Here is a 17,043-nt window from a genome sequence, read left to right on the forward strand (position 1 = left end):
TCACAAGGTGGCGGGGGCTAACGGGCGCTCGCTCAAACAGGCGGCGACGATACTCAATGCCTGAATAAGTTCGCTGCGATCCGTCGCAGCCCCAACACATAGACGAATGGCTTGGGGCGCGGGCGTGCTGCCCACACAAAAGGGCTCCGCGCTGCTTACCTTAACGCCCCGTTGTAGTAACCGGTCGCACAGCTCTTCGGCACGCCTCCCCTCTGGCAGCATCAGCCACACATTACTACTGTGGGAACGCCCGCTTAGGGTAAACCCTTGCAGCCATTCGGCAGCCAACTGCTGACGCTCCGCCAACTCTTGGGTCTGCCAGGTAAGTAATGTTTCAGCCGCAGCCTGGTTAATCCAGTGGCAGACCACGTCGACCATTAGCGGTGGCACCATCCAGCTCTGGGCACGCAAGCCAGTCGCGAGCCGCTCGTGCAAACTTTTAGGCGCTCGCAGCACGCCAATTCGTAGCCCTCCCGCGAGTACTTTAGCGGTACTAAACACAAACAGTGTGCGCTCCGGGGCAAGCTTATAAAGAGGCGTACCACGCTGCTCGGCGGGCAGATATTGTACGCCGTCTTCTATCAGCCAGATATCGTAGCGCCTCGCCAACGCCACCAGCCGTTCACGCCGCGATTCGCTTAAACATGCGCCGGTAGGGTTGTTCTGCTCCGGGGTCAGGTATATAGCCCGAGGCGGCTGCCGGGCACACTGTGCCTCAAGCAGATCCATACGCATCCCCTCGCTGTCTTGGCCAATGCCTACCAACTTGAGATGGCCTTGCTGCGCTGCGCTGATGGCACCAGGATAGGTTAAGGCATCGGCGGCCAGCAGCTCGCCTGGCCGCAGCAGGGTGCTAAGCGCCAGGCTAATGCCGTGCTGGCCACCCTGGGTAATCAACAGTTCATCGGCTATCAGTGACATGCCTAAGCTATCTAACCAGCGCGCCAGCACCTCACGATGCTCACGCCGCCCCTGGGCCTCTTGGTAGGTAACTCCGCGCGCTAAGGCTGACCCGGATTGGCTTAAGGCAAGCAGCGCTTCACTCAACAGCGTCTGCCGCAGCGGATGAGGCGGCGGCAGGCTAAGACTCAAATCAATGACCCCGTCGCTGTCGTCGGCGGGAAACGTCAGGCTAACAGCGTTGTCTTGGCTTTGGCTCTTAACGTAGGTGCCGCTACCCACCCGTGCCGACACCCATCCATTACGTTCAGCTTCAGCGTAACCCCGGGTTACGGTACCGATGGTTACCCCTAGCGCATCTGCCAACCGGCGCTGGGGCGGCAATCGTTCCCCAGGCAGTAGTTCACCTGACTGGATTGCGGCCTCAATGGCGTTGGCAATAGCGCGATAGCGTGAACCAGAAAACTCGGCTAGCGAAGGCACCCAAATTGTCATGGTGACAATAAAACCTTTGACGTTAATTTAATCCCCATTATGCTAACAATAATCGCCTTAAAGCAATCCTCAAACCAAAATTGTATGGATACAATAAAATGAACAGCGAATGGGTAATTCTCGGTCCGGCCGCGCTCTATATGATGTCGATGACGCTTACCCCTGGACCCAATAACGTTATGCTCACCGCCTCTGGCGCCAACTTTGGTTTTCGGCGCACATTGCCGCATATGTGGGGAATTTTAGGCGGTTGCTTTTTACTCTTTGCAGGCATAGCGCTAGGCTTGGGCGTGCTGTTCGAGCGCTACCCGGCGATTCAAACCGCGTTGCGCTGGATCGGCAGCGCCTATTTGCTCTATTTGGCATGGAAAATTGCCAGCGCGCCGCCGCCCAATCTTAACGCCCAAGCCCATAGCGTACCGTTTACGTTCTGGCAGGCAGCGGCGTTTCAGTTCGCCAATCCTAAAGCATGGGTAATGGGGCTGGCGTTGATGGCGGGCTTTCTGCCCGAAAGCGGCCAACCGATAGTCAACGCGCTGGTGCTTGCAGGCTTTGCGGAGTTGGTAGGGCTACCGTGCATCGCTTTGTGGGCCGCTTTTGGCAGTGCGATTGGGCAATGGATCAAAAGTGACGGCGCATGGCGGGCGTTCAATATTACGATGGGGGTATTGACCGCCGCCTGCGTCGTATTGATCTTAGGATGACAAAACGCTAGCCGCAGCGCAGGTCTTCAATCATATCCTGATCATCAAGATGCACATTCAAACGATCCGGGCGATGATCCATAGTGGCCATATCGCCAGGGCGCAGTACGCGTACTTGTCGCGCACCGCTATCACTTTGTAACTGCGCAACCTCAGCCTCATCGAAGGGCTCACCGATAGCGGATTGGATAGCATCAAGATCGCAGGCAACCACCTGCTCCTGATTAGATCCGTTCGGCGCTACCGCTGGCGGTGGTGGGGCTGCGTCCACGTCGTCGTTAGCAGGGGAAATCGGCATTTGAGAGCTAACGCAAGCCGTTAGCAACACTGCAGAGGCGCTAACAAGGGCCAACTTGGCCAGGGTCATACAAGGCTTCATCCTTGAATCTCCAAATTGCAGGTTATGAAATACAGGCGCTACTCACCACCGGGCCGGGCATTTGCCCGCCCCGGTAAAGAACACCATCGTGCTAGTGCAGCTTAACTGGCTGCATCCTGGACGGCCTTACCGCCCTCTTGCACATCCTGGCCAGCGCCAGCGATGGTATTGCAACCGGTTAGAACACCCGCAGTTAGTAGCAGCATAAAGCTCATGGCCAATATTTTTTTCATTTTCCGTTCTCCTTAACGAATTATTCAAACATCGGGAAACTCCACTAGCAGCCTAATGTACCACTTGGGAGTTTTTTCAGGGTAACAGCGTTTTGGCAATCGCGCTCGCTTTCCCTACGTCACTTCGCGGCGGCTATACTAGCAATTAACTAAACCACTGTCTGGAGACTAACATTTGATCAATTTCGAGCTGGATGAGCGCCTTATCGCCGACACCTTACCCATTGCAGATCTTCCGCTAAGCCGCGTCCTATTGATGAATGACGCACGTTACCCTTGGGTGATTTTAGTACCACGCCATGCCGCTATCAGTGAAGTGTTTGAGCTTTCTACTGACGACCAGCAGCAGCTATGGCAGGAGGCCACCCTGCTAGGCGAGGCAATGAAAGCAACGCTGGGTGGAGACAAAGTTAATATTGCCGCACTAGGCAATGTGGTTAGCCAACTGCATGTGCACGTTGTGATTCGTCGGCACAGCGATGCCACCTGGCCGGCCCCTGTTTGGGGCAACGGCTCACCTGAACCTTACGATCTGGATGGCCAAGCGCAGTTACGTGACCAACTGCTGGCGCTTATCGATGGACTTGATGTGTAGCCTAACCGCTACCCCGTTAATGGATGGCCTTGCCGAGTAGGCGGCTCGTTGAGAAGAGGCCCACTAGCAGGTTGGGCGACGCCCGCAACGCTAAGTGAAATGCCCAGTATAACAATCAGCGTACCACCGGCTAAGGCCACCCAGCCGGTGGCTTTTAGTACGCTTCGCTGGCTGTACTGCTGCTTGGACAAGCGCCGCTGCGCCCAGCCGCGGGCTAAAATGCTCGCCAGTGCGAGTGCTGACACCGTGAGCCCCGTGCCCAGCGACATCGCCACGACAGACGCCACCCCGACTTCGAATTGACCCAACAGGCTTGCCGCCCCCAACATTAACACTGCCCCGCTGCACGGGCGCATCCCTATGGCACCGACTGTCATTATCGCCGTGCGCCAATCTAACGCCTGCTGTGGCTCAATATGGTGGGCACCACCGCAACAGTGGCTATGATCATGGCTGTGGTCATGGCTGTGGTCATGGCTATGCTCATGGTCTTGATGATGCTCATGGCCTGGGCTGTGCGCATGAGCCGCTCGCTCAGGCTGATAGGCTCGCCGCAATTGTTTGACGGCTCGCCAGCATAGCCACGCCCCTAGCGTCGCCACCAGCAGAAAGCTGGCCTGCTCCACCCAGACAATGCTACCCATGGCCTGACGAGTTATCCAGCCCAGGCCATAAACCAGCACCACAACCAGCGCAATAGCGGTCAACCCCTGCAGTAAGGAGGCGGCAAACGACAACCCCAAGGCGCGCTTTAGCGCACCACCTTGGGTGGCTAAATAGGTTGCCAGTACAGCTTTACCGTGCCCCGGACCGGCAGCATGAAAGACACCGTAGGCAAAGCTAAGGCCTAGCAGGCTCACCCATGTGGCCATGGAGGGAGTGCGTGAAAGTTCGCTAATCGCCAGCGTTAGCGAGCGGTGAAGATCACGCTGCCAGCCAAGTAACTGATAGCTAACGCTCTGAAATCCGCCTTGCCAAACGATGATCAGCACGACCGCCAGCACTAGCAGACCCAGCATTAACCCCAAGTGACGTGTAAAGGGCCGTGTTAAGGACATCTTAACGCTCCAACGCAAAAATTGTTACAAGATAACATATCTATAAAATAGCACGTCACTGCTTGCTTTCGAACACTGCCTAGCGACAATCGACCTGGCCGGTCTCGGCAAAATAGCGCCCCAAGCCTGGCTCGCCACTCTCATCTTTATCCAGCAACGCCGCTTGCATCACCCGTTCAGGATCCGGGTCAGCGGGAAAAATAGCCAACTCACAGGCAGGCTCGCCATGCAGTATCAACGCATCGTCCCGAGGCTGACCGCCCTCCTCTTCATGGACAACTTCGATATAGTAAGTAGGGTCAAACACCTGATACGTGAGCAGGGCACCTGTCAGCGGCTGTGGCGTTGCCAGCGGCAGAATAAACATAAAGGTTAGCCGCCCATCACGCGCCATGGCGGTATACTCGCTTACCTCGCCCAGCGCCTGGGGTTCACCGTTGATACGTACTTCGGTTAAGTAGTGCTGGGTGGCAAGGTTATCGCGAATCTCTGTGCCCAACTGATCAAGCCCCTGTTCGAGGCTGGCACCCTCTACCTGCTGGAGCTCTTCAAAAACCACCAAGCTGTAAAAAGGATCCATACGCCAAGTTTGGTGCAGGCCACTCACCCTGTCCTGATCATCGGTGATGACCCGCACACTCAGGTCGATCCAGCCATGAGGGTGGGCGCGGGCATCAGGGCTGACCACAAAACTACACATGACCAAAAAAACGGCTACTGCGCTACCTGCCCACTTCATGGCGCGACACCCAGCTTATGCTGCAAGGCGACAAGCCAGGGGTCGAGCAACTGGGGCGGCAGTGGCTGGTTGCCCCTCAACGCCGACACCCGTACACGGCTGCCGCTACCCTCTTCGCTCACCTGCAGCTGCAGCCGATACTCCGGCCAGCGGGCCAGCGATGCCTCAGCCCGCCCCAGCGATAGATCCGCATGGCGGACCACATAGCCTTGCTCCAACATCAGCTCGACGGCTTCGCGAAAGGTCTCTGCTGATGAAGTGCTATACACCAACTCACGGGGCTCCAAGGGGGTGTTCGCTGCACAGCCGACCAATCCCCCCAATAGCCCGATTAACAACCAGTGGCGAATCGTCATAACGGCCTCCCAGTCGTGGGGACGGTTTGTGCAAAGCGGGTTTGAAAACGCCGACAGAAATCGTCGTTGCTGGCACTGTAGGATTCGCGCAGGTCGCCCCAGTGATCGAAGCGACGAATATCGCGAGATATACGTATATGCGCGTCGTCGACCAATAGCGATACACGCTCAACCTCTACCGGCTGCTGGCCCACACCACCGCCAAAGCTGCTACCTATACCGAACCCCACCCCGGAACTTCGACCGATACCCAAGCCACCAAAGACCCGCATTCCACGCCCATAGCCGTAGGCATCATCGTAAGGGTCATAATAGCCGTGTAGCGGACGTTCGCGGCTGGCGCTAATCAAACCCAAGTCGGTATCCGTAGAGTTCAGGGTAAATCCCCATTCGGTGAGTACCTCCACACTGGTTTCTAGCGCTCGCTCTTGAGCGGCGGGAAAATAGCACGCAGCTACAGGCGCGGGTTCCGCTTGGGGTAGGCGATCAGGAATCACTTGGCAGCCAGCAAGTGCTAGCAGACAGGTTAAACTTATGGATATCGACTTCATGTTAGATCCTCTAACGGACGAGGCCGCTGGTTTGGCGCAGGCTAGCGCGCTAAGCTCGCCAGAGCTAGTCATGCTTAAATGGCACTGTAGTGAAGACGCTTTAGTTAAGACGTTTTAGTTAAGACACTGTTTTGCGGAGAACGTGCTCATGAATGTTTTGCTTTGCCCCGACAGCTTCAAAGATGCGCTCAGCGCCCAAGACGCTGCGACCGCCATGGCGCGTGGCGTGCAGCGCGCCATGCCTGAAGCGCACGTTCAGGTTTGCCCGTTGGCTGACGGCGGCGAAGGCAGCTTAGATGCTCTGATCGCCGCCACCGGCGCCGAGCGTCACCAGCTCAACGTTCAAGACGCCCTGGGGCGCCCTCGTCAAGCAGTCTGGGGCTGGCTAAGCAACCAGCGTACCGCGTTTATTGAGCTGGCAGAAGCCAGCGGTTTACAGCACCTTGGAGCCGATGAGCGCAATGCGCTGTACACCTCCACCTTTGGGGTCGGCGAGCTGCTGCTGGCGGCGCTGGATCAAGGGGCTGAAAAAGCGCTTTTATTGCTCGGCGGCAGCGCTACCAATGACGCCGGGGCAGGCATGCTGCAGGCACTGGGCGCGCGCTTGTTAGATCAAAACGGCAAACTGCTACCTCCCGGCGGTGCAGCGCTTAGCCAGTTAGCTAGCCTCGAGGTTGACAGGCTAGACCCGCGGTTAGCCAAGCTCAGTCTGGAGGCCGCCGTTGATGTGGATAATCCGCTGCTGGGCGAGCGTGGGGCCAGCGCGGTATTTGGCCCGCAAAAAGGGGCATCGCCTGAAGAGGTTGAGCAGTTGGATCGTGCGCTTGGCCACTTCGCCGATATCAGCGCGCATGCATTAGGCGATGATTTCCGAGCGCTGCCGGGCGCAGGCGCCGCGGGCGGCATGGGGTTTGCAGCCAAGGCGTTTTTAAATGCCACGTTAAAGCCCGGTATTGAGATGATTATGCAGCAGGCAGATATGGCCACGCTTTTGGCCCGTGCCGACTTGGTAATCACCGGTGAAGGGCGCCTGGATGGTCAAAGCTTGTCTGGCAAAACCCCGATAGGCGTTTCCCGCGCCGCCAAGCGCCTTAACAAACCCGTTATCGTGCTGGCTGGCAGCCTAGGCGACGGCTGGCAGGCCTGCTTTGACGAAGGAGTAACGGCAGCGTTTGCGCTGGCCGATGGCCCTATGAGCTTAGCCGATGCACTACCGCGTACCGCGGAACTGCTGGAAGCGCGCTGCGAGAGCCTTCTTCGGCTGTGGGTGCATAGACCTTGAAACGAGACCTTGAAAAAAGCCCACATCGCCAGCATCTAATGAAGTAGCCAAAGGGTAACGGCAACGACGTAATGTCAACGCACTAATGTCGAAGCACTTATGCCAAAGAGCCAATACCAAAGAGCCAATACCAAAGAGCCAATACCAAAGAACTATGGCAGCGATGCAAAAAACTTGCTTTGCAGCGTCGCTAAGACACCCTATTCTGGCCACACGCATTAACCGCCGCACGTTGCGACATAAAGACTGCGGCATATGGCATATTAAAGAGGAAGCAGGATATGACGGATACCAATAGCATTGGCCTACACGAAGGTAGCGCTAGTCAACTCGCCGAGAAGCTCAACGACCTGCTGGCCAACTACCAAATTTTCTATATGAACGTACGCGGCTACCACTGGAACGTACGCGGTAACGATTTTTTTGAGCTGCACGCCAAGTTTGAAGAGTTCTACACCGACCTGCTGACCAAAGTGGACGAGGTTGCTGAACGTATCCTGACCCTGGGCCACAAGCCGGTACACGCTTACAGCGACTACGTAACGCTATCGCGCATTCAGGAAGACAAAGACGTTCACGATGGCAGCACCTGCGTTAAAGGCGTGCTCAAAGGGTACCAAACAATTATTGAGCTGCAACGTGAACTGCTGTCGCTCGCCTCTGATGCCGACGATGAAGGCACCGCGGCGCAAGCTGGCGACTATATCCGCGAGCAGGAAAAAACCATCTGGATGCTCAATGCCTATTTAAGCAAGTAAGCGTCATCTTTTGAGCTAACAACGGCACCTTCTAGGTGCCGTTTTTGTGTTCGCTTGGGAAGATTAGCGCTGATCGGCCAGATCCTCGATTAACACCCGCAGCAGCGACCAGAACTCCTCCACCGAGGTTAACTCCACCCGCTCATCCGGCGAGTGGGCACCGCGAATCAGCGGCCCAAAAGAGATCATATCCAGTTGCGGGTATTTGCTGCCAAGAATGCCGCACTCAAGCCCCGCGTGGATAACCTTGACCTCCGGCTCGCGGCCCAGCAGCGCCGCATGGCGGGCTTTAAAGGTCGCTAATAGCGCGCCATCAGGATTAGGCGCCCAGCCTGGGTAGCCGTTCTCCACTTTTACCCGTGCGCCAATCAAGCCAAACAGCGCTTGAAAGCGATCCGCCATGGCGACCACCGCACTATCGTGCAGTGAGCGTACCAGTGCGCAGAGGTGCAGCCGCCCTTTCTCCAGGCTTAGCACGCCCAGGTTATTAGAGGTTTCTACGACCCCTGGCACATCAGCGCTCATCCGCTCGACCCCACAGGGGGCTGCGTGCAGTGCTGCCAGCAGCATTACGCTGGCGTCTAAGGTTAGCGGTTCTGCTTCAGGCGCCTCGGTTAGGCGTTGAACGCTGATGCTAAGACCACTATCACCACTGCCCAACTCTCTTTGCAGAATCGTTTCCAGCCCCGCAATAGCGACCATGGCGGCGTCGACTTCATCGGAGGGCAGCGCTACTTGGGCAAAGGCTTCCCGAGGGATGGCATTGCGCAAGGTGCCGCCGTGGTAGCTAATCAAGCGCGCATCAAACGCTTCCAAGGAGCGCAGCACTCTGACCAATAATCGGTTGGCATTCCCCAGCGGCTTATGGATATCAGCGCCGGAGTGCCCTCCCTTCAGGCCGGTCAAGGCGATCTCAATGACTCGCTCGTGATCGCCAGCGGCGGCACTGGGCAGCAGTGCATCCACTTCAACGTCGGCACCGCCCGCGCAGCCAATATAGACCTGTCCACGATCCTCGCTATCCAGGTTGAGCAGCAGCGAACCTTCGAGCCAGTTCTCAGCCAAGTGAAGCGCACCGCCCATGGAGGTCTCTTCCTCCAGGGTAAACAGCGCTTCCAGTGGCCCGTGGCGAAGATCAGGGTCTTCCAGCACGGCGAGAATCGCCGCCACGCCCAGCCCGTTATCGGCGCCCAGGGTGGTGCCATCGGCGTGTAGCCAGCCATCAGCCACATAAGTGCTGATTGGATCGCGGGTAAAATCGTGGGCGTGACCACTATTGGCCTGGGCGACCATATCCAGATGGCCCTGGAGCACCACGCAGGGTGCCTGCTCGCAGCCGGGAGAGGCCGATTTACGAAGGCGTAAATTACCGAAGCTATCGCGGTCGTGGGCGAGGCCTTGGGCATCGGCCCAGCTTTCGAGGGCAGCAACGAGTGCCGCCTCGTGCCCAGAAGGGCGCGGCGTATTACACAGCGTGCGAAAGTGGCGCCAAACCAATGAGGGCTCAAGCGCGTCAAGATGTGCGTTCATAAAGACTCTTCATTATCGGTAACCGACCTACTTTACCTCAATGAGGCTATTCACAGCGAGGCGCAGGGCTTTGATGGCGTCATTATGGGTATTCGCCAGGGCACTATTTTGAAACGCCCAGGCAGATAGCTGTTGATGTGCCTGCTGCTGTGGCTCGGTTAAACTGCGCTGGCTGGCTTCCCGGGCCAAGGCTTGCAGCGCTGGGCGGGCAAGGGCGGGGTCGCGATGGGCGGTCGCCACATCCTCAACATCCTGCCACTCACGGTCACTCAGCGGAATGCTCGGCAGTTGGCCGAGCAGCAGTACCAGCACTGCAGAGGGCAACGCGTTGAGCTCAAACGCCAGTAGACTTGGCAGTGCTGCTTGAAAGCGCTCACTAAGATCAGCCTGCACCGCCTCGCCCTCTGAGTTCAGCGCTTTGGCCACCATAACAGCAAACTCGCCGGTGGAGGTCTCCCGGCTAATACCCAAGCGCACCGGCCTAAATCCCAGCGCCAGCCAAAACCGTAGCAGCGATGCCTCAGCGCCGAAGGTCGCGCCATAAAGTGCAACCCCCTGCTGCCTGGCGGCGACCATATCCTCCTGCAGCAGTATTTGCCCCAAGCCTTGGCGACGCCGCTCGGGGTGCGTCGCGATACGCGCTACCCTTCGCCAGCGGGCGGTTAGCGCTTCTCGGCTTCCCGCATGGGTCGCCAGCGACTGCGCCAACAGATGCCCCTGGGGGCGACGCTCACCGCGAGCAACCTGATCGGCAAGGGCTGGCTCAAAGCCACCTTCCTCCCGAGTGACCAACACCGCCTGAGGCTCACCTGTCTGTTCTATCGTGCGTAGCTGGGTAGCGGGACCGTCAAGCAGTTGGCGCAGGTCATTAGGAGAGGTGCGGTAGTGGGACTGCACCAACAACCCAAACAACTTCTCCAACACAGCGTCGTGTTGAGCGAGCCGAGCACGATCAAGCACCATGGTTGCCGCTGCGCCCCCATCCGGCTGCGCGATGGGCAATGGTGCTTTTAATAACAGCAGTTGATTGACCAGGGCTTCCAGCGGGTCACCGCTATACCAACGGATGGGGGAATTCAGCGTCAGCGCTTTCCATTGGGGTGTCAGCCGATCCAGAGTGGTGCGAAAGCGTAGCGCAAACCCCCTTCCCGAGCCCTCATAGCCGTGCACTGTGGTGGCGAATGCAATCCGCGGAAAGGCGTTGAGCCACTGCCCCAGCAGCGCTGCAGGAATCGCCGCCGCCTCATCGACCATCAAATAGCTGCCATCACCACCCTCCTGCTGGGCGTTAATCTGCTCGGTGAGCACATCCGGGGGTAAAAAAACCAGCTCGCTGCCCTGGGCAAGCACAAACTGGCCTGGGGCAACGCGACGACCGTCCGGGCAGAGTGCCGCCACCCGCTCAAAAACGCTTTCCACTGCACTCAGCCGCGGCGCAGTCAGCACTACGCGTTGGGCTTTGCCCATTAGCAGCCGTGCGCAGGCGATACCCAGCGCAGCACTTTTGCCACGCCCACGGTCAGCGGTCATCACCAGCGGGCGACGGCGTTTCAAGCCAACCAGTTGTTTCACCGCGGAGGCCTGATCTGCGGTCAAGCAGTCGCTATCGCCACTTTCGGTATCGTCTGGTTTACGCGCTGGGAGTTGAGGCAAGTGCAGCGTCAAGCCAGCGTGCCAGCGAACTACCTGAGTTGAGGCCTGCAACTGACGCACCAAGCGCGAAAGGTAGTGGCAGCTTAACTCGGACCAGTGCCAGGGGTGATCGGCAAAACGCGCGTAGTCCGGATCAGGAGACGCCCCCCACGGCTGCGGAGTAAGCAATACCAGCAAACCACCGGCGGTGATCGTGCCCGCCAGCGCCCCCAGCACCTCTGGATCAAACCCGGCGCCGTGAGTATCGAGCACTACCAGTTGGTGCTCTGCCCCCAAACGCGTGCGCGCCTTGCGTGGCGAGAGGTGTTCATCTCCCACCCACAGCGGCGCTTGCCAGGCGTGGGCTTGCCATAGCGCCTGTGCCATCGAGCGGCACTGTGAGGCATCGCCGCTTAGCCAAACGAGCTGACGCCAGCGGCGACGGGCTAAACGCTGTGCGTGATGCACTAACGCGGCCAACACTCGCGCTTGCTGTGGGTAATCTAACACGTGATTATTGGGCAAATAATTTCCTACTCCAGCTCGGCTGCTTCCCATTACGTTACCTTGCCTATTTAGCCTATCAGTGTGCCGCAGAGCGCTTTAAGGCAGGCTTGTTGCTTACAACTTTGGTTGAACAATTTAACTACTTTCAACGCAACGAAGCGATCTGCCCTCTTTTCTTTTTCTAAAAATACTCCATAACCAATTGTTTAAATTACATATATAAATTTTTTTATAAAAATATATCGATAAGACCGCTTACATTACTGATATTGCACCGCAGCGGGGTTGTTGTGCTAATTTAGCTCTGCAGTGCTAAGAACCCTTGTTTACGTAAACGTAATCCAGCGGTACTGCACTTTCCTGCATTCAGGTAACCAACACTAATAACGCCACACGCCAAACCAGGAAATACATCATGAAAAAAATGACCCAATTCGCCCTCACCGGCCTCGCCGCTGGTATCGCCTTCGCTACGTTAACGACCACCGCCCAAGCACAAGAACAGTGGACAATGACCACTACCTGGCCGGAAAACCTTGATCTGATCAAGATTGACCAACACTGGGTAGAACTGGTCAATAAACTCGCCGGCGAAGAGCTACAAATCAATTTCCGCGCAGGCGGCACGCTAATGCCCGGCACCGAAGTGTTTGACGCCACTGAGACGGGCAGCATTGAAGCCGCGGGCGACTGGCCGGGCTACTGGGCAGGCTTGAACCCCGCCTTCTCGCCACTGGCCACCACCACCAGCCTGTTTAATGGCGTTGACTACCTCAACTGGATCCAGCAGTGGGGTGGCCGCGAGTTGTACGAAGAGATTTATGGCCAGTTCAACATGGTTTATCTCCCCTACGGCATTACCAACAATGAATCAGGCTTTATGGGCCGCACTCCGATTGAGAGCATTGCCGATTTAGATGGCAAGCGTCTACGTCTGTCGGGTCGCGACCAGGGCCGCGTACTCGAAGAACTGGGCGGCTCGCAAGTCACCCTGGCAGGTGGTGAAGTCTACCAAGCTATTGAGCGCGGCGTTATCGATGCCGGTGAGTTCTCCACCCCGGGCGTAGATTTTAATGCTGGTTTTGCCGAAGTGGCTGACTACTGGGCAACGCCCGGCTGGCACCAGTCGGCCAGCGTATTTGGCGTAATGATCAATAAAGACGCCTGGGATGCACTCTCCGAAGAGACCCAAGAGACCCTGCGCATTGCGGCGGATGCCACTATGGCCTGGTCATTGGCCTGGTCAGAGCGCCAGTCTACCGAAGCCACCCAGAAGTTTATTGACGCGGGGGTAACGATCAACCAGTTCTCAGAAGAGGACTTGGCACGCATCCAGGAAGTCACCAACGAGGTTATTCTGCGCGGCGCTTGCGAAGACCCTGACCACGCCAAGGTCTACCAATCGATGATTGCCTATCTTGAGCACTATGCGACTTGGCGCGATGTTTCCGCACCCTACAACATGAGCCGCGTGATGGACAATCTGCCCTCACTGGAAGAGATCGAAGCCTGCCTGTAAGGCGCTTCTCTGCCGCCTCGGTTTCCGGGGCGGTTTTTTGTGCTGACCGCGGAGATCTTCCATGAATGCGATTGCCAAGGCGATCGATGCCATCAATGAAGCCTTTGGGCGCATCATCGCTCCATTGATTGCCATCATTACCCTGATTGTTCTTTTCGACATTGCGTCGCGCTTTTTATTTGGGCGCCCCAGCGACTGGGCCTTTGACGTCACCAAAATGTTGTTTGGCGCCCACTTCATGCTGATGGCGGCCTATGGGCTAAAACATCACGCCCACGTGGAAGTCGACGTACTGAAGCGGTTGTTATCACGCAGAAAGCAAGCCGTGCTCGACGTACTCGGCTATCTCATTTTCTTTGTCCCTTTTATCTGGATGCTGATCACTCTGGGCTGGAGCTTCTTCGAACGCGCGTGGAGCCGCGGTGAAACCACCTATGGCATGGTCTCAATCCCGGTTTACCCAATCAAAGGGGTGATTGTGGTCGCCGCTGTTCTGATCTTGCTGCAGGCCATTGCCATTGTGCTGCGTGCCATCATGCAGCTTCGCGAGGAGACATCAGCATGAACCTAAGTCCTGAATTACTCACGCTGGTGATGTTTGGTGGCCTGATGATCGGGCTGTTTATGGGCCACCCGCTGGCGTTCGTGCTCGGCGGCGTAGCGGTTATCGGTGCCTTTCTTGGCCCCGGCGAGCGCATACTCGGTACCCTGATCAACAATATTTTCGGTAACGCCATGGACAACTATGTGTTGGTGGCGATACCGCTGTTTATCCTAATGGCGCGTTTTTTGAACGACTCCGGCGTGACCGAGAAGATGTTTGACGCCATGCGCTTGCTACTGGCGAACCTGCGCGGCGGCTTGGCGCTTACCGTGGTGATTGTCTCGGTACTACTGGCTGCCACCACCGGCATTGTGGGTGCCTCGATTGCGGTAATGGGTATGATTGCCCTGGTGCCGATGCTCAAGTATGGCTACAACAAAGAGCTTAGCGCAGGCGTGATTATGGCCAGCGGCTGTTTGGGCATCTTGATTCCGCCCAGCATCATGCTCATTCTGATGGCCAGCTACTCACCGGTTTCCGTGGGTGCACTGTTCGCAGGCGCGCTGATTCCCGGTTTGCTGCTCGGGGTCATGTATGCGCTTTACGTGTTGATCATCTGCTATATCAAACCCAGCTACGGCCCCAAAGTACCGCCAGAGGAGCGAGCAGAAGTCAGTACGAAACAGCTGCTGATTATGCTGGCGAAATATGTGCTCCCGCCCATGTCGTTGATCCTGGGCGTGCTGGGTGCGCTATTTACCGGCGTCGCCACGGCCACCGAAGCCTCGGCCATCGGCGTGTTTATCGCCTTTATTCTGTTTTTGATTTTCGGCGACCGTAAAGTCTCCACCTGCTTCTGGACAATGATCGAAGCGGGTAAAACCACCACCATGGTAATGCTCGTGCTGGTGGGCGCCACGGCCTTTACCGGCGTATTCTCCCGCGGTGGCGGTATGACCGTGATCAGCGAGTTGGTACTGGCCATGCCTGGCGGTACCGTTGGGGCGCTGATCCTAATGCTGTTCCTGGTGTTTATCCTGGGGATGTTCCTGGATTGGACCGGCATTGTACTGCTGAGCTTCCCGATCATGCTGCCCATCGTCGAAACCATGGGCGTGGATATGCTGTGGTTCGTGGTAATGGTGGCGGTGGTACTGCAAACATCGTTCCTGACCCCACCCTTTGGCTACGCGCTGTTCTACTTAAAAGGCGTCGCACCGCCTGGGGTCGAAATCGTCCACCTCTACAAAGCAGTCGTGCCCTTCGTCGCGCTGATTCTACTGGCGTGTACGCTGATGGCGTTCTTCCCGTGGCTGATTACGGGACTGCCCAGCATGCTGTTAGGTGGTTACTAGGTCGCCACATCTTACAGGCTTAACGACCAACCATTATGGCCCGCCTCGGCGGGCTTTTTTTGCACTGTTGTCGGGCCTGCAAAGCTGCAGCAGTGCAGCGCCAATGCTACTATTCACGCCCGTCACTATTTCGCATTCAGTGTGCTGCGCTACTTTTTAGTGTGCTGCACTACTTCCCGGCTTTCCACGACTGCTTTCCGTCAATGCAAGGAGTGTTCGCTTGTTCAGATCCGGCTATCGCGGGCTTTTCGCTTTCCCCTCTTCGCTTAGCCGTCGCGCTACCCCCTGGTCGATTGCCCTGATCGCGGTAGCGTTCGTGGTTGCGCTGCCCGTACTGGTGGTATTTGCCCATATTGCGATGCCCACCGATGGCGTTTGGCAACACCTGACCAGCACCGTACTTGGCCGCTATTTGAACAACACCTTCTGGCTCGTTGTGACAGTGGGGCTGGGCACGCTGATCATCGGTACCGGTACTGCCTGGCTGGTGGTGATGTGCCGCTTTCCCGGCAAACGCCTCTTCGAGTGGGCACTACTGCTGCCGCTGGCGGTGCCCACTTACGTGATCGCCTACGCTTATACGGATTTTCTGCAGTTCGCCGGGCCGTTCCAGTCCCTGCTGCGCGAGACATTTGGCTGGGGGTATGGCGACTACTACTTTCCCAATATTCGCTCCCTGGGTGGCGCCGCGACGGTGATTACCCTGGTGCTCTACCCCTATGTCTACCTGCTGGCCCGCGCCTCGTTTCTTGAGCAATCGGTATGCGTGCTGGATGTAGGCCGTACGCTAGGGCGCGGCCCCTGGAAACTGTTTGCCAGCGTCGCCGTCCCGCTGGCGCGCCCGGCGCTGGTGGGCGGGGTATCGCTGGTATTGATGGAGACGCTTAACGAGTTCGGCGCCGTTCAGTTCTTCGGCGTGGATACCTTTACCACCGGTATCTACCGCACCTGGTTTGGCATGGGCGAGCAGGTGGCGGCGGCGCAGTTAGCAGCGTGCCTGCTCACCTTCGTGATTGTGTTAGTGCTGCTGGAACGCTGGTCGCGAGGCAAGCGCCGCTATTTCCACACCACCAATCGCTATCAGCAACTGCCCGAGTACGCGCTGCACGGCTGGCGCGCTGCAGCAGCAACGCTGGCCTGTCTGGTGCCGGTGCTGGTGGGCTTTTTACTGCCCAGCGGCATTCTGCTCAATTTAGCGCTGCAGGGAGGCGATTCGCTGTGGGGCTCGCGCTTTATCGGCTACGCCTGGAACAGCCTGGGGCTGGCAACCGTGGCTGCGCTGATCGCCGTAGGCTTGGCGGTGGTGCTGAGTTACGGCGTACGCATGCACGATACGACCTTTGCGCGGGTGGCTTCCCGGGTAGCCTCCATGGGCTACGCGATTCCGGGCTCGGTGGTCGCGGTGGGTATTCTGATTCCGTTTGCCTGGTTGGATAACGCCCTTAACACCTGGCTCAACAATCACTATGGCTACATTATCGGTCTAGTCTTCAGCGGGTCGGCGTTTATCTTGCTATACGCCTACGTGGTGCGCTTTTTAGCCGTTTCGTTCAATGCCGTTGAGGCCAGTCTGGGCAAAGTAACCCCCAGTATGGATGCTGCTTCGCGCACCCTGGGGCAAACTGCGGGGGGCACGCTGCGCCATATTCATACGCCGATGATGCGCAGTAGCCTGCTAGCGGCGGGGATTTTAGTCTTCGTTGACGTCATGAAGGAGTTGCCCGCGACGATTATTCTGCGCCCCTTCAACTTCGATACCCTGGCGGTGCGGGCGCATAACCTAGCCTCTGACGAGCGCCTGGCCGAAGCCTCCACATCGTCGCTGGCCATTGTGGTGGTGGGCATCCTGCCGGTCATTTTGCTTAGCATGGCCATGCGCCGTTCACGCCCCGGCGCTCAGTCCTGA

The 17,043-nt window shown here is 57.5% G+C and carries 17 protein-coding genes; 8 read left to right on the plus strand and 9 right to left on the minus strand.

Features of this window, described 5'->3' with window-relative positions; all coding sequences use genetic code 11:
* The gene (locus QT230_RS19610) at positions 1 to 1,395 is read right to left on the minus strand and encodes a PLP-dependent aminotransferase family protein (RefSeq protein WP_308323843.1); all 1,395 of its coding nucleotides are present in this window, start codon (positions 1,393 to 1,395) and stop codon (positions 1 to 3) included.
* Positions 1,396 to 1,493: 98 nt separating this feature from the next.
* Here QT230_RS19610 and QT230_RS19615 point away from each other — a divergent pair, with 98 nt between their 5' ends.
* A complete protein-coding gene (locus QT230_RS19615; RefSeq protein ID WP_308323844.1) occupies positions 1,494 to 2,099 on the plus strand; it encodes a LysE family translocator in 606 nt (201 codons plus the stop codon).
* A gap of 7 nt (positions 2,100 to 2,106) precedes the next feature.
* On the opposite strand, the gene QT230_RS19620 is transcribed toward QT230_RS19615, so the two are convergent.
* Both QT230_RS19620 and QT230_RS19625 read right to left on the minus strand, forming a co-directional pair.
* Entirely contained in the window at positions 2,107 to 2,478 is a 372-nt protein-coding gene (locus QT230_RS19620; protein ID WP_308323845.1) for an I78 family peptidase inhibitor, read from the minus strand.
* A 101-nt stretch (positions 2,479 to 2,579) separates the two neighbouring features.
* Positions 2,580 to 2,711 (minus strand): entericidin A/B family lipoprotein, encoded by a 132-nt coding sequence (locus QT230_RS19625; protein WP_308323846.1) that lies wholly within the window; start codon positions 2,709 to 2,711, stop codon positions 2,580 to 2,582.
* Between the two features lie 175 nt (positions 2,712 to 2,886).
* On the opposite strand from QT230_RS19625, the gene QT230_RS19630 reads away from it, so the two are divergent.
* The gene (locus QT230_RS19630) at positions 2,887 to 3,306 is read left to right on the plus strand and encodes an HIT domain-containing protein (protein ID WP_308323847.1); all 420 of its coding nucleotides are present in this window, start codon (positions 2,887 to 2,889) and stop codon (positions 3,304 to 3,306) included.
* Between the two features lie 8 nt (positions 3,307 to 3,314).
* Here the strand turns inward: QT230_RS19630 and QT230_RS19635 are convergent, their stop codons facing one another.
* The 4 genes from QT230_RS19635 to QT230_RS19650 all read right to left on the minus strand — a co-directional run bounded on the left by QT230_RS19635 (position 3,315) and on the right by QT230_RS19650 (position 6,010).
* A complete protein-coding gene (locus QT230_RS19635) occupies positions 3,315 to 4,364 on the minus strand; it encodes a nickel/cobalt transporter (RefSeq protein WP_308323848.1) in 1,050 nt (349 codons plus the stop codon).
* A gap of 79 nt (positions 4,365 to 4,443) precedes the next feature.
* Positions 4,444 to 5,103, minus strand: coding sequence for a DUF1007 family protein (locus tag QT230_RS19640; protein WP_308323849.1), 660 nt, complete (start codon positions 5,101 to 5,103; stop codon positions 4,444 to 4,446).
* The gene (locus QT230_RS19645) at positions 5,100 to 5,459 is read right to left on the minus strand and encodes a hypothetical protein (RefSeq protein WP_308323850.1); all 360 of its coding nucleotides are present in this window, start codon (positions 5,457 to 5,459) and stop codon (positions 5,100 to 5,102) included. Before QT230_RS19645 ends, QT230_RS19640 begins: the two co-directional genes overlap by 4 nt.
* Positions 5,456 to 6,010 carry a hypothetical protein gene (locus QT230_RS19650; protein WP_308323851.1) on the minus strand — a complete coding sequence of 185 codons (555 nt, stop codon included), beginning with the start codon at positions 6,008 to 6,010 and terminating at the stop codon, positions 5,456 to 5,458. The genes QT230_RS19645 and QT230_RS19650 overlap by 4 nt, the downstream gene beginning before the upstream one ends.
* Positions 6,011 to 6,158: 148 nt before the next feature.
* Between QT230_RS19650 and QT230_RS19655 the strand changes: the two genes are divergently transcribed.
* Together QT230_RS19655 and QT230_RS19660 are read left to right on the plus strand one after the other, a co-directional pair.
* A complete protein-coding gene (locus tag QT230_RS19655) occupies positions 6,159 to 7,292 on the plus strand; it encodes a glycerate kinase (protein WP_308323852.1) in 1,134 nt (377 codons plus the stop codon).
* A gap of 281 nt (positions 7,293 to 7,573) precedes the next feature.
* On the plus strand, positions 7,574 to 8,050 hold the full coding sequence (locus QT230_RS19660; RefSeq protein WP_308323853.1) for a Dps family protein: 477 nt from the start codon (positions 7,574 to 7,576) through the stop codon (positions 8,048 to 8,050).
* 63 nt (positions 8,051 to 8,113) lie between these two features.
* On the opposite strand, the gene QT230_RS19665 is transcribed toward QT230_RS19660, so the two are convergent.
* Positions 8,114 to 9,580, minus strand: coding sequence for an aminoacyl-histidine dipeptidase (locus QT230_RS19665; protein WP_308323854.1), 1,467 nt, complete (start codon positions 9,578 to 9,580; stop codon positions 8,114 to 8,116).
* A gap of 27 nt (positions 9,581 to 9,607) precedes the next feature.
* Complete coding sequence (locus QT230_RS19670; RefSeq protein WP_308323855.1) at positions 9,608 to 11,770, minus strand: GNAT family N-acetyltransferase; 2,163 nt, start codon at positions 11,768 to 11,770, stop codon at positions 9,608 to 9,610.
* A 364-nt stretch (positions 11,771 to 12,134) separates the two neighbouring features.
* Between QT230_RS19670 and dctP the strand changes: the two genes are divergently transcribed.
* From dctP to QT230_RS19690, 4 genes are all read left to right on the plus strand, one after another.
* Complete coding sequence (dctP, locus tag QT230_RS19675) at positions 12,135 to 13,238, plus strand: TRAP transporter substrate-binding protein DctP (RefSeq protein ID WP_308323856.1); 1,104 nt, start codon at positions 12,135 to 12,137, stop codon at positions 13,236 to 13,238.
* Positions 13,239 to 13,299: 61 nt separating this feature from the next.
* Positions 13,300 to 13,803: a TRAP transporter small permease subunit gene (locus QT230_RS19680; RefSeq protein WP_308323857.1), complete on the plus strand. Its 504-nt coding sequence runs from the start codon at positions 13,300 to 13,302 to the stop codon at positions 13,801 to 13,803.
* The gene (locus tag QT230_RS19685; protein WP_308323858.1) at positions 13,800 to 15,137 is read left to right on the plus strand and encodes a TRAP transporter large permease subunit; all 1,338 of its coding nucleotides are present in this window, start codon (positions 13,800 to 13,802) and stop codon (positions 15,135 to 15,137) included. The genes QT230_RS19680 and QT230_RS19685 overlap by 4 nt, the downstream gene beginning before the upstream one ends.
* Before the next feature lie 220 nt (positions 15,138 to 15,357).
* A complete protein-coding gene (locus tag QT230_RS19690) occupies positions 15,358 to 17,043 on the plus strand; it encodes an iron ABC transporter permease (protein ID WP_308323859.1) in 1,686 nt (561 codons plus the stop codon).

It is taken from the genome of Halomonas sp. SpR8 (assembly GCF_031010195.1).
GTDB lineage: Bacteria > Pseudomonadota > Gammaproteobacteria > Pseudomonadales > Halomonadaceae > Vreelandella.

Coding starts and splice junctions, on each gene's coding strand:
- QT230_RS19610 (WP_308323843.1), bottom strand. CDS start 1,395: ATGACAATTTGGGTGCCTTCGCTAGCCGAGTTTTCTGGTTCACGCTAT.
- QT230_RS19615 (WP_308323844.1), top strand. CDS start 1,494: ATGAACAGCGAATGGGTAATTCTCGGTCCGGCCGCGCTCTATATGATG.
- QT230_RS19620 (WP_308323845.1), bottom strand. CDS start 2,478: ATGAAGCCTTGTATGACCCTGGCCAAGTTGGCCCTTGTTAGCGCCTCT.
- QT230_RS19625 (WP_308323846.1), bottom strand. CDS start 2,711: ATGAAAAAAATATTGGCCATGAGCTTTATGCTGCTACTAACTGCGGGT.
- QT230_RS19635 (WP_308323848.1), bottom strand. CDS start 4,364: ATGTCCTTAACACGGCCCTTTACACGTCACTTGGGGTTAATGCTGGGT.
- QT230_RS19640 (WP_308323849.1), bottom strand. CDS start 5,103: ATGAAGTGGGCAGGTAGCGCAGTAGCCGTTTTTTTGGTCATGTGTAGT.
- QT230_RS19645 (WP_308323850.1), bottom strand. CDS start 5,459: ATGACGATTCGCCACTGGTTGTTAATCGGGCTATTGGGGGGATTGGTC.
- QT230_RS19650 (WP_308323851.1), bottom strand. CDS start 6,010: ATGAAGTCGATATCCATAAGTTTAACCTGTCTGCTAGCACTTGCTGGC.
- QT230_RS19655 (WP_308323852.1), top strand. CDS start 6,159: ATGAATGTTTTGCTTTGCCCCGACAGCTTCAAAGATGCGCTCAGCGCC.
- QT230_RS19660 (WP_308323853.1), top strand. CDS start 7,574: ATGACGGATACCAATAGCATTGGCCTACACGAAGGTAGCGCTAGTCAA.
- QT230_RS19665 (WP_308323854.1), bottom strand. CDS start 9,580: ATGAACGCACATCTTGACGCGCTTGAGCCCTCATTGGTTTGGCGCCAC.
- QT230_RS19670 (WP_308323855.1), bottom strand. CDS start 11,770: ATGGGAAGCAGCCGAGCTGGAGTAGGAAATTATTTGCCCAATAATCAC.
- dctP (WP_308323856.1), top strand. CDS start 12,135: ATGAAAAAAATGACCCAATTCGCCCTCACCGGCCTCGCCGCTGGTATC.
- QT230_RS19680 (WP_308323857.1), top strand. CDS start 13,300: ATGAATGCGATTGCCAAGGCGATCGATGCCATCAATGAAGCCTTTGGG.
- QT230_RS19685 (WP_308323858.1), top strand. CDS start 13,800: ATGAACCTAAGTCCTGAATTACTCACGCTGGTGATGTTTGGTGGCCTG.